This window comes from Streptomyces sp. NPDC001717 (genome assembly GCF_042892775.1).
In the GTDB taxonomy this organism is placed as follows: Bacteria; Actinomycetota; Actinomycetes; order Streptomycetales; family Streptomycetaceae; genus Streptomyces.
The window spans coordinates 244,159-255,934 of the sequence record NZ_JBIAUK010000007.1; the positions used below are offsets into that span (position 1 = coordinate 244,159).

At 69.2% G+C, this 11,776-nt stretch carries 9 protein-coding genes; 3 read left to right on the plus strand and 6 right to left on the minus strand.

Annotation, left to right across the window (positions count from 1 at the left end):
- Positions 1-14: 14 nt before the first annotated feature.
- Positions 15-1,457 (plus strand): CCA tRNA nucleotidyltransferase, encoded by a 1,443-nt coding sequence (locus ACFYZL_RS15765; RefSeq protein ID WP_384747837.1) that lies wholly within the window; start codon positions 15-17, stop codon positions 1,455-1,457.
- A 67-nt stretch (positions 1,458-1,524) separates the two neighbouring features.
- Here the strand turns inward: ACFYZL_RS15765 and ACFYZL_RS15770 are convergent, their stop codons facing one another.
- The 3 genes from ACFYZL_RS15770 to ACFYZL_RS15780 all read right to left on the minus strand — a co-directional run bounded on the left by ACFYZL_RS15770 (position 1,525) and on the right by ACFYZL_RS15780 (position 4,634).
- Entirely contained in the window at positions 1,525-2,793 is a 1,269-nt protein-coding gene (locus ACFYZL_RS15770; RefSeq protein ID WP_388679349.1) for an MFS transporter, read from the minus strand.
- A gap of 106 nt (positions 2,794-2,899) precedes the next feature.
- On the minus strand, positions 2,900-3,982 hold the full coding sequence (locus ACFYZL_RS15775) for an inositol-3-phosphate synthase (RefSeq protein ID WP_384754962.1): 1,083 nt from the start codon (positions 3,980-3,982) through the stop codon (positions 2,900-2,902).
- Between the two features lie 49 nt (positions 3,983-4,031).
- A complete protein-coding gene (locus tag ACFYZL_RS15780) occupies positions 4,032-4,634 on the minus strand; it encodes a PadR family transcriptional regulator (protein ID WP_136210355.1) in 603 nt (200 codons plus the stop codon).
- Positions 4,635-4,908: 274 nt separating this feature from the next.
- On the opposite strand from ACFYZL_RS15780, the gene ACFYZL_RS15785 reads away from it, so the two are divergent.
- Together ACFYZL_RS15785 and ACFYZL_RS15790 are read left to right on the plus strand one after the other, a co-directional pair.
- Positions 4,909-7,494, plus strand: coding sequence for a transglycosylase domain-containing protein (locus ACFYZL_RS15785; RefSeq protein ID WP_388679354.1), 2,586 nt, complete (start codon positions 4,909-4,911; stop codon positions 7,492-7,494).
- 116 nt (positions 7,495-7,610) lie between these two features.
- A complete protein-coding gene (locus tag ACFYZL_RS15790) occupies positions 7,611-9,071 on the plus strand; it encodes a glycosyltransferase family 87 protein (protein WP_384754955.1) in 1,461 nt (486 codons plus the stop codon).
- A 63-nt stretch (positions 9,072-9,134) separates the two neighbouring features.
- Here ACFYZL_RS15790 and ACFYZL_RS15795 read toward each other — a convergent pair whose 3' ends face one another.
- The 3 genes from ACFYZL_RS15795 to ACFYZL_RS15805 all read right to left on the minus strand — a co-directional run bounded on the left by ACFYZL_RS15795 (position 9,135) and on the right by ACFYZL_RS15805 (position 11,776).
- Positions 9,135-10,166 carry an alanine racemase gene (locus ACFYZL_RS15795; protein ID WP_388679358.1) on the minus strand — a complete coding sequence of 344 codons (1,032 nt, stop codon included), beginning with the start codon at positions 10,164-10,166 and terminating at the stop codon, positions 9,135-9,137.
- Between the two features lie 36 nt (positions 10,167-10,202).
- Positions 10,203-11,321, minus strand: coding sequence for a lipid II:glycine glycyltransferase FemX (locus ACFYZL_RS15800; RefSeq protein ID WP_388679361.1), 1,119 nt, complete (start codon positions 11,319-11,321; stop codon positions 10,203-10,205).
- A gap of 140 nt (positions 11,322-11,461) precedes the next feature.
- Positions 11,462-11,776, minus strand: a complete 315-nt coding sequence (locus ACFYZL_RS15805) for a hypothetical protein (protein ID WP_384580194.1) — start codon at positions 11,774-11,776, stop codon at positions 11,462-11,464.

Genomic DNA, 11,776 nt, shown 5'->3' on the forward strand with positions numbered 1-11,776 from the left:
TACCCTTTTCTGTTGTGCCGAACGCCAATGAAGACAACCCCAGTGCCCTGAGTCAGGTGCAGCGCCGCGCGGTCAGTGAACTGCTGCGGGTCGCTCCTGTCGCCGACGATCTCGGCCGCCGGTTCCAGGAGGCGGGTTTCCGCCTCGCCCTGGTCGGCGGGTCCGTCCGCGACGCGCTGCTCGGGCGGCTCGGCAACGACCTCGACTTCACCACCGACGCCCGTCCCGAGGACGTGCTGAAGATCGTCCGCCCCTGGGCCGACTCGGTGTGGGACGTGGGCATCGCCTTCGGCACCATCGGCGTCCAGAAGGAGGGCTTCCAGATCGAGGTGACGACGTACCGCTCCGAGGCGTACGACCGCACCTCGCGCAAGCCCGAGGTCTCCTACGGCGACTCCATCGAGGAGGACCTGGTCCGGCGTGACTTCACGGTCAACGCCATGGCCCTGGCTCTGCCGGAGCAGGAGTTCATCGACCCGCACGGCGGCCTGGACGATCTGGCCGCCGGCGTCCTGCGCACTCCCGGTACGCCGGAGGACTCGTTCTCCGACGACCCGCTGCGGATGCTGCGGGCGGCGCGGTTCGCGGCGCAGCTGGACTTCGAGGTGGCCCCCGAGGTCGTGGCCGCGATGAAGGCGATGGCCGACCGGATCGAGATCGTCTCGGCGGAGCGGGTGCAGGCGGAGCTGAACAAGCTGCTCCTGTCCGCCAACCCGCGCAAGGGTCTGGGTCTGCTCGTGGACACCGGGCTGGCCGACCGGGTGCTGCCCGAGCTGCCCGCGCTGCGGCTGGAGCGTGACGAGCATCACCGGCACAAGGACGTCTACGACCACTCGCTGATCGTGCTGGAGCAGGCGATCGCGCTGGAGGAGGACGGCCCGGACCTGGTGCTGCGGCTCGCGGCGCTGCTGCACGACATCGGCAAGCCGCGGACGCGCCGCTTCGAGAGCGACGGCCGGGTCTCCTTCCACCACCACGAGGTGGTGGGGGCGAAGATGACCAAGAAGCGGCTGACCGCTCTGAAGTACTCCAACGACATGATCAAGGACGTGTCCCGGCTGGTGGAGCTGCACCTGCGCTTCCACGGCTACGGCGACGGGGAGTGGACCGACTCCGCGGTGCGCCGCTACGTCCGCGACGCCGGCCCGCTGCTGGAGCGTCTGCACAAGCTGACCCGCTCCGACTGCACCACGCGCAACAAGCGCAAGGCCAATGCGCTCTCCCGTACCTATGACGGGCTGGAGGTGCGCATCGCCCAGCTGAAGGAGCAGGAGGAGCTGGATGCGATCAGGCCCGATCTGGACGGCAACGAGATCATGCGGGTGCTGGACGTGGGCCCGGGGCCGTTGATCGGCAAGGCGTACGCGTTCCTGCTGGACCTGCGGCTGGAGAACGGCCCGATGGAGCGCGAGGCGGCGGTCGCCGCCCTCAAGGAGTGGTGGGCCGCGCAGGCCTGATCCAGGACCGGCGGGGGCGATGTTTCACGTGAAACATCGCCCCCGCCGGTCTGGGGCCGGGACTGTTTCACGTGAAACGTCGCGTCTGGCGGCCCAGGAGCAGTGCGGTCGCCGCGTAGAGGGCGCCCACGCCGAGGAGCAGGACCGCGGAGCGCCCGTCGGCGGGGAGCATGAGCGCGGACACCGCCGCGGCACTGACGAACGAGACGTTGACCAGCACGTCGTAGACGGAGAAGACGCGGCCGCGGTAGTCGTCGTCCACCTGGGACTGGACGACCGTATCGGTGGCGATCTTGGCTCCCTGGGTCGTGAGGCCGAGGACGAACGCGGCGACCAGCATCGGTCCGAAGTCGAAGAAGAGGCCGAGGGCCGGGACGAGGACGGCGGAGGCCGCGGAGCATGCGGTGATCCAGCCGAGGGTGCCCAGCCGGCCCACCAGCCAGGGGGTCACCACGGCGGCCGCGAAGAATCCGGCGGCGGAGGCGCCGACCGCCATGCCGAGCAGGGCCAGCCCCTCGGCCTCGGTCTGCGACCAGGAGTAGCGGCAGAGCATCAGCAGGGTGACGGTCAGCGCTCCGTAGCAGAACCGCATCACGGTCATCGCGGTGAGCGCCCGGGCTGCGTCCCTGCGCGAGGCGAGGTGGCGCAGGCCTGCGGCCATGCCCCGGACGGTGAGGGCGATTCCCTCGGTGAAGGACGGGTGGGTCGCGCCCGGCGGGTGGTCGGGTCCCAGGAGGCCGATGGCCAGGCGCAGCGAGACCAGCGCCGAGCACAGGTAGAAGGCGGCGGCGAGCAGGACGACGATCGCGTTGGAATCGGAGGCCAGCAGCCGGACGAGGAAGGCCAGTCCTCCGCCGGCGGTGGCGGCGAGGGTGCCGGCGGTCGGGGAGAGCGCGTTCGCGGTGACCAACTGGTCGGGGCCGACGACGTGGGGCAGGGAGGCGGCGAGTCCGGCGAGGACGAAGCGGTTGACCGCGGTCACGGACAGGGCCGAGGCGTAGAACAGCCAGTCGGGGACCTGGATCACGATCAGCATCCCGGTGAGGCAGGCGAGGAAGGCCCGCAGCAGGTTGCCGTAGAGGAAGACCTGGCGGCGCCTCCACCGGTCGAGCAGCACCCCGGCGAAGGGCCCGATCAGCGAGTACGGCAACAGCAGTACCGCCATGGCCGAGGCGATGGCCGCGGGCGAGGTCTGTTTCTCCGGGGAGAAGACCACGTACGTGGCCAGCGCGACCTGGTAGACGCCGTCGGCGGCCTGGGAGAGCAGCCGTACGGCGAGCAGGTTGCGGAAGTCCCTCAGGCGCAGGAGTACGCGCAGATCACGTACGACAGGCATGAGGGCAAGGGTCACATACGCGGAGGGTCCCCGGGCACATTGCCCGGGGACCCTCCGCGAAGAACTGCCGAAGTCCAGGTGTCCGTGAGGACCCTTGGGGGTTCGACTAGCGCTCGACCTCGCCCTTGATGAACTTCTCGACGTTGGCCAGGGCCTCGTCGTCGAAGTACTGCACCGGCGGGGACTTCATGAAGTAGCTGGACGCCGACAGGATCGGGCCGCCGATACCGCGGTCCTTGGCGATCTTCGCGGCGCGCAGGGCGTCGATGATGACACCGGCGGAGTTCGGGGAGTCCCACACCTCGAGCTTGTACTCGAGGTTCAGCGGGACGTCGCCGAAGGCGCGGCCCTCGAGGCGGACGTAGGCCCACTTGCGGTCGTCGAGCCACGCGACGTAGTCGGACGGGCCGATGTGGACGTTCTTCTCGCCGAGCTCACGGTCGGGGATCTGCGAGGTGACGGCCTGCGTCTTGGAGATCTTCTTCGACTCCAGGCGCTCGCGCTCCAGCATGTTCTTGAAGTCCATGTTGCCGCCGACGTTGAGCTGCATGGTGCGCTCGAGACGGACACCGCGGTCTTCGAACAGCTTCGCCATCACGCGGTGCGTGATGGTGGCGCCGACCTGCGACTTGATGTCGTCGCCGACGATCGGGACACCGGCCTCGGTGAACTTGTCCGCCCACTCCTTGGTGCCGGCGATGAAGACCGGGAGGGCGTTGACGAAGGCGACCTTGGCGTCGATGGCGCACTGGGCGTAGAACTTCGCCGCAGCCTCGGAACCGACGGGCAGGTAGCAGATCAGGACGTCGACCTCGCGGTCCTTGAGGACCTGGACCACGTCGACCGGGGCCTCGGCGGACTCCTCGATCGTCTGGCGGTAGTACTTGCCCAGGCCGTCCAGGGTGTGGCCGCGCTGGACGGTCACCCCCGCGTTCGGGACGTCGCAGATCTTGATGGTGTTGTTCTCGCTGGCGCCGATGGCGTCCGAAAGGTCGAGGCCGACCTTCTTCGCGTCGACGTCGAACGCGGCGACGAACTCGATGTCACGCACGTGGTAGTCGCCGAACTGGACGTGCATCAGACCGGGGACCTTGGACGCCGGGTCGGCGTCCTTGTAGTACTCGACGCCCTGCACCAGCGAGGCGGCGCAGTTGCCTACGCCGACGATGGCTACGCGAACCGAACCCATTCCGGTTGCTCCCTGTTTGTTCTCGGACGAGGGCTGCGAGATGCAGGCCTCATTTTGCAGTTTCGTCGGACGGACCGGGTCGTCTCTGATCCCGTCCCGCCCGCTCGCTCTCGATGAGCTCGTTCAGCCAGCGCACTTCGCGCTCCACGGACTCCATGCCGTGCCGCTGCAGCTCGAGCGTGTAGTCGTCGAGTCGCTCCCGCGTGCGGGCCAGTGAGGCGCGCATCTTCTCCAGGCGCTCTTCCAGCCGGCTGCGACGGCCCTCCAGGACCCGCATGCGCACCTCGCGTTCGGTCTGACCGAAGAAGGCGAAGCGGGCGGCGAAGGACTCGTCCTCCCAGGTGTCGGGGCCGGTGTGGGAGAGGAGCTCTTCGAAGTGCTCCTTCCCGGCGGCCGTCAACCGGTAGACGATCTTGGCGCGGCGCCCTGCGAGTGAAGCGGCGAGGGCGTCCTCCGGAGCGTTGCCCGGCTCTTCGATCAACCAGCCGTTGGCGACCAGCGTCTTGAGGCAGGGGTAGAGCGTTCCGTAGCTGAAGGCTCTGAAGACCCCAAGCGAGGTGTTGAGCCGCTTGCGCAGCTCGTAGCCGTGCATGGGGGATTCGCGGAGCAGGCCGAGGACGGCGAATTCGAGGATGCCTGAGCGCCTGCTCATCCGCCTGCCTCTCCTTCGACCCTGTGTCTTTATACCGAGCTGATGTATCGGCTCGATACATCCAGACGATAGAACGGGCCGAGTCGGTCGACAAGTGGCGACGTGGTGACCGGCATCACATCACCAATTCGCGCGAGGCAAGTTGCCTGATTTGGGGTGAACTTCGGCACTAGTCGGGTTTTGACCGTGCGTAGTCTGTGCGCCATGACACCGGGGGAACCGGAATTCACCTGCCGCTTCCAGGCCACTCGCCTGCCCGAGGAGTAGTCGTTCGATGAGCGAGCACCGCCGCAAACCGTCGCAGCCCCAGAGTGGCGGGCGGGCCGAGGCCCGCCGAGCCGCCCAGCAGCGCCCCGGAAGGGGCGCCGGGACCGGACGTGACGTCCCTGCGGCGTCACACAGCGGCCCCTATACGGAACCCTCCGCGCACGGCGGCAGACCGGGAGCCCGCCGGGCCGGCCAGAGAGGGTCCGGAGGGCGCGGCAGGGGCTCCGGGACCGCGGGCCGGGGCGCCGGGAACGCCGGTCGCGGTGGCGCCCGTCCCGACAAGCGGCTGATCAACTACCCGCGGTCGGACCGGGAGGGCTGGAAGCGGTTCCTGCCGTCCTGGAAGCTCGTCTGCGGTACGGCCCTGGGCTTCTTCTCGATCATCATCGCCGGTGCGGGCATCGGCATCGCCATGGTGAACACGCCCGACCCGAACAAGGCCGCGCAGGCGCAGAACAACGTCTTCAAGTGGGCCGACGGCGAACAGATGGTGGCGACCGGCGGTTCGATGAACCGGCAGATCGTGCCGATCTCCAGCATTCCCCGGTCGATGAGGGACGCGGTGATCTCCGCGGAGAACGAGTCCTTCGAGACGGACAAGGGCGTCGACCCCATGGGCATCGCCCGCGCCGTGTGGAACATGGCCACGGGCGGTTCCACCCAGGGCGGCTCGACCATCACCCAGCAGTACGTGAAGAACACCTACCTGGACTCCGAGCAGACGCTCAAGCGCAAGGTCACCGAGCTCTTCATCGCGATCAAGCTGGGCACCACCGAGGAGAAGGACACCGTCCTCGCCGGCTACCTCAACACCGCCTACTACGGACGGGACGCCTACGGCATCCAGGCCGCCGCCCGCGCCTACTTCGGCAAGGACAGCAAGGACCTGAACCCGTCGGAGTGCGCCTTCCTGGCCTCCGTGCTCAAGGGCCCCAACCTGTACAACCCGGACGGCGGCATCGGCACCGCGGCCACCCCCGAGCTCAACGAGCAGCGCGCCCGCAAGCGCTGGGCCTGGGTCCTGGACCGCGAGGTCGAGGTGGGCCGGATGGACAAGGCCGAGCGCGCGAAGTACGCGGACAAGGACTTCCCCGCCCGCGTCGAGTCGGCGCAGGCCCGCGGGATGACCGGCCAGATCGGCTACCTGGTCGACACGGCCAAGGCGTACGTGATGAAGACCAAGAACATCACCGCCGAGCAGATGGCCCTGGGCGGGTACGAGATCACGACCACGTTCGAGAAGCCGAAGGTGGACGCCCTGGCCAAGGCCGTCGAGGACACCCGCGCCGGCCTGATCGACGAGAAGAAGCGCCCGGACACCGACACCTTCGTGCAGTTCGGCGCGGCCTCCGTGAACGCCAAGACCGGCGCGCTCGTGGCCCTGTACGGCGGCCCGGGCTGGGACCACAAGTACTTCAGCAACAACGCCAACACCACCGGTGTCCCGGTCGGCTCGACCTGGAAGCCCTACGTGCTCGCCGCGGCCATGCAGTACGGCACGCAGAACTCCAACGGCAAGGGCATCTCCGCCGACAGCAAGTACCAGGCGAACGACCTCACCGTGATCAACAACCGTGACGGCGTGCCGCTGCGCGGCAAGGACGGCACCCCCTTCAAGCAGAAGAACGAGAGCCCCACCGCCTACGGGTACGTGACCCTCAACGAGGCGATGGAGAAGTCCATCAACGTCCCGTTCGCCCAGCTCGTCTTCGACGTGGGCCACGACAAGGTCCGCAAGGTGGCCGAGTCCACGGGCCTGCTCCCGGACTCGATGAGCAAGGCCAACGACGCCTCCTTCGCGCTCGGTACCTCCACCCCCAGCGCCATCCGCATGGCCGACTCGTACGCCACGTTCGCGGCCTCCGGCACGCACCACGAGCCGTTCTCCGTGACCAAGGTCGAGAAGGACGGCGTGCCGCTGTCCGGCTTCGATCAGATCAAGGCCCAGCGGGCCATGGACAACTCCGTCGCCGACAACGTGACCAAGGTCCTGGAGAACGTGGTCCAGAACGGCACCGCGACCAAGGTCAAGAAGCTGGGCCGGCCCGCCGCGGGCAAGACCGGTACCACGGACGAGAACAAGTCGGCCTGGTTCGTCGGCTACACCCCGGAGCTCTCCACCTCCGTGGTCCTCTTCCGCAGCGACCCCAACTCGGCCGACAAGGCCCTGCAGTCCATGAAGGGCGTCGGCGACATCCCCTCCATCCACGGTGGTGACATCCCGGCCGAGATCTGGACCGAGTACATGATGGAAGCGGTCAAGGGCACGCAGCCGTCGAAGTTCCCCGAGCCCGATGACGTCGGCGTCGTCGCCAACGCCTCCGGTGCCCCCTCCCCGACCCCCTCGGCCCCGCCGTCGCCGTCGCAGACCCCGTCGATGACGCCGTCGCCCACGCCGTCGGGCAGCCCCTCCCCCTCCAAGGGCGGCAAGCCCTGCAAGCGGTGGGAGCTGTACTGCGACCCGACCCCGACCCCCAGCGGAGGCGACCCGGGAGGGCTGATCGGCGGCAGTGACGGCGGACCCAGCGGAACGCCGACGTCGACGCCCACCAGCGGCAGACCCGGCAGGCCGGGAGGCTTCACCGGGGGATAGCGGTCGATGCCCCGGTGAGGGGACCGGCCCGCCCGGGCACGTGGACAGAGGAAGGCCGTCGCACCCGGTGCGACGGCCTTCCCCCATGTCCGGCCCGGTACGGCAGGATGACCCCCATGACCAAGGTGCACGAGGACCGTCCCGTACTGCCCACGGAGCAGGACGAGGTCGCCGCAGCCGGAAGCGAGTTCATCGGCGGCCCCCTCGGCCGCTACGCACGGCTCGGCGGGCACTGGCTGGGGCCCGTCCGCGTCGTGGTCCTGCTCGCCCTCGGCATGTTCGCCCTCGGCATGGTGCAGAAGCTGCCCTGCTACGACTGGGCGTGGTTCCGGGGAGCGGGCTCGCAGTACACGCACGCCTGCTACTCCGACATCCCGCACCTGTTCGCGGCACGCGGCTTCGCCGACAACCTCACGCCCTACTTCGACCGGCTCCCCGGTGACATGGAGTACCTGGAGTACCCGGTGCTCACCGGGCTCTTCATGGAGGTCGCCTCCTGGCTGACGCCGGGCAGCGGCTCCATGCAGCACCGCGAGCAGATGTACTGGATGGTCAACGCGGGCATGCTGATGGCCTGCGCCGCCGTCATCGCGGTGTGCGTCGCCCGCACCCACCGCCGCCGCCCCTGGGACGCCCTGCTCTTCGCCCTCGCGCCGGCCTTCGCCCTCACCGCGACGATCAACTGGGACCTGCTGGCCATCGCCCTGACCGCCGCCGGAATGCTCATGTGGTCCCGGGGCCGGACGGTGCTCTTCGGCGTCTTCATCGGCCTGGCCACCGCCGCCAAGCTCTACCCCGTGCTGCTCCTCGGGGTGCTCTTCGTGCTCTGCTGGCGCGCCGGGAAATGGCGTGACTTCGGCGCGGCGGCCCTCGGCGCGGCCGCCGCCTGGCTCGCAGTGAACCTGCCGGTGATGCTCCTCGCCTGGGACGGCTGGTCGAAGTTCTACACCTTCAGCCAGGAACGGCCGATCGACTTCGGTTCCGTGTGGCTGCTGATCTCCCAGCGCACGGGCAACCCCCTCCACGACGCCAACACGTACGCGACCGGGCTGACGCTCCTGATGTGCGGGGCCATCGGACTGCTGACCCTGACCGCCCCCAGGCGTCCCCGCTTCGCCCAGCTGGCCTTCCTCGTCGTCGCCGCCTTCATCCTGGCCAACAAGGTCTACTCGCCGCAGTACGTGCTGTGGCTCATCCCGCTCGCCGCGCTGGCCCGGCCCCGCTGGCGCGACTTCCTGATCTGGCAGGCCGGCGAGGTCGTCTACTTCCTCGGGATCTGGTTCTACCTCGCCTACACGACCAGCGCCGACAAGCACCAGGGGCTTCCCACGGAGGGCTACCAGCTGGCCATCGCCGCCCACCTGGTGGCCACCCTGTACCTGTGCGCGGTCGTGGTCCGCGACATCCTGATGCCCGAACGCGACGTCGTGCGCCGCGACGGCTCGGACGACCCCTCCGGAGGCGTCCTGGACGGCGCCGAGGACGTGTTCGTGCTGTCGGACGCGGCGAGGGCGCCGCGGGACGCGGCGCCCTCGGAGGGACAGCGGGTCGACTGGGGCGCAGGCCCCGGAGCCTGAGCGGTTCGGGTCACGGCCGACGGACCGTGACCCGAACCGGGCGTCTCGGGCGTCCCGGGCGTCTCAGGCGTCGAGAACCCGGTCGAACTGCGTGGTGGTGTGCCGCAGGTGCGCCACGAGCTCGTCGCCGACCTTCGGCTCGGTCGTGTCGGAGGGCACGAACAGGATCGACACCTGCATGTGCGGCGGCTCGGCGAACCAGCGCTGCTTGCCCGCCCACACGAAGGGCGACAGGTTCCGGTTGACCGTGGCCAGACCGGCCCGGGCGACGCCCTTGGCCCGCGGCATCACGCCGTGCAGGGCCTTGGGGGCCTCCAGGCCCACCCCGTGGGAGGTACCGCCGGCCACCACGACGAGCCAGCCGTCGGAGGCGGCCTTCTGCTGGCGGTAGCCGAAGCGGTCGCCCTTGGCGACGCGCGTGACGTCCAGGACCGAACCCCGGTACTCGGTCGCCTCGTGGTCGCCCAGCCACAGCCGGGTGCCGATGCGGGCCCGGAAGCGGGTCTGCGGGAACTGCTGCTGCAGCCGCGCCAGTTCCTCGGCCCGCAGGTGGCTGACGAACATGGTGTGCAGCGGGAGCCGGGCCACGCGCAGCCGGTCCATCCAGCCGATGACCTCCTCGACGGCGTCCGAGCCGTCCGGGCGGTCCAGCGGCAGGTGCAGGGCGAAGCCCTCCAGCCGGACGTCCTCGATCGCGGCGTGCAGCTGCCCCAGGTCCTGCTCGGAGATGCCGTGGCGGCGCATCGAGCTCATGCACTCGATGACCACCCGGGCGCCGACCAGGCCGCGGACCCCGTCCAGCGAGGCCACCGAGCGGATCACCCGGTCCGGCAGCGGCACCGGGTCCTCACCCCGCCGGAACGGGGTCAGGACCAGCAGGTCACCGCCGAACAGGTCCTTGATGCTCGCGGCCTCGTACGTGGTGCCGACGGCGAGGACGTCGGCACCCATCCGGGTGGCCTCCTCGCACAGCCGCTCGTGGCCGAAGCCGTAGCCGTTGCCCTTGCAGACCGGGATCAGTCCGGGGAACTGGTCCATGACCTGCTTCTGGTGCGTACGCCAGCGCGCGGTGTCGACGTAGAGCGTGAGCGCCATGCCCGTCCGGTGCCTCTCGTGTGGGTGGGGTGGGGGTCAGCGGCGCGACATGTAGATGTCGAGCGCCTTGTGGAGCACCTTGTTGAGCGGGAAGTCCCACTCACCGACGTACTCGACGGCCTCGCCGCCCGTGCCGACCTTGAACTGGATCAGCCCGAACAGGTGGTCGTTCTCGTCCAGCGTGTCAGAGATACCGCGCAGGTCGTAGACGCCGGCACCGAGTGCGTACGAATCGCGGAGCATCCGCCACTGCATCGCGTTCGACGGGCGGACCTCGCGCTTGTGGTTGGCGGATGCGCCGTACGAGTACCAGACGTGCTGGCCGACGGTGAGCATCGTGGCGGCGGCCAGCGGCTCCCCCTCGTGCTTGGCGATGTACAGCCGCATCCGGTTGGGGTCCTCGGAGTTGAGGGCCGTCCACTGGCGCTGGAAGTAGCTGAGCGGGCGCGGGCGGAACTTGTCGCGCTCGGCGGTGATCTCGTACAGGTGCTGCCAGGTCGGCAGGTCGTCGTAGCCGCCCTGGACGACCTCGACGCCGGCCTTCTCGGCCTTCTTGATGTTGCGGCGCCACAGCTGGTTGAAGCCCTTGAGGACGTCGTCCAGCGAGCGGTTGGCCAGCGGCACCTGGAAGACGTAGCGCGGCTGGACGTCGCCGAAGCCGGCGCCGCCGTCCTCGGCCTGCTGCCAGCCCATGCGGCGCAGCTTGTCGGACACCTCGAAGGCGCGGGGCTCGATGTGCGAGGCCTCGACGTCGCGCAGTCGCTTGACCTCGGGGTCCTGGATGCCGGCCTTGATGGCGGCGGCGTTCCAGCGGCGGATGACGACGGGCGGGCCCATCTTCACGGTGAAGGCGCCCTGGTTCTTCAGGTGCGCCAGCATCGGCTGGAGCCATTCCTCCAGGTTCGGGGCGTACCAGTTGATGACCGGGCCCTCGGGCAGGTACGCGAGGTACCGCTTCACCTTCGGCAGCTGCCGGTACAGCACCAGCGCGGCTCCGACGAGTTCGTCGGACTTGTCGAACCAGCCGAGGTTTTCCGAACGCCATTCGTTCTTGACGTCGGCCCATGCCGGGACCTGGCAGTGGCTAGCCGACGGCAGGCTCTGGAGGTACGCCAGATGCTGCTCTCGGCTGATGGTCCTCAGGGACAGGCTCATGCGGGGTGCTCCTCCGGCGACTTCGCTGGCTATGGCGCGAAGCCTACTGCGACAGGGGCGCCACCCATCTGGGGGACGTGCCGGGGCCCGGGCCGTTGCTCGGCCGGCGCCCCGCCGCAGGAGTGTCCCGCAGGTCCCCGTCAGCCGCCGAAGAGGCCGCCGTGGAACATGCCGATGAAGAAGCCGATGGCAGACGCGCCAAGGCCGATGATCAGTGCGAAGCGCTCGCGTGTCGTGACGGAGACGAATTGTCCGTACAGACCCGTCAGGATCCCGATCAGCCCCGCCCACGTGGTGAGCAGGTGCAGGTTGTGGAAGAACGCCGTGATGAACGCCACGGCTCCGAGGACCAGGGTGACCGCCATCAGGGTGTCCTGGAGCGGGTGGGGCTTGCCGTCGGTGGACAGCAGCGAGATCGGAGGGGGCTGGGACTGCGGTTGCATGGCCTGTGCCAT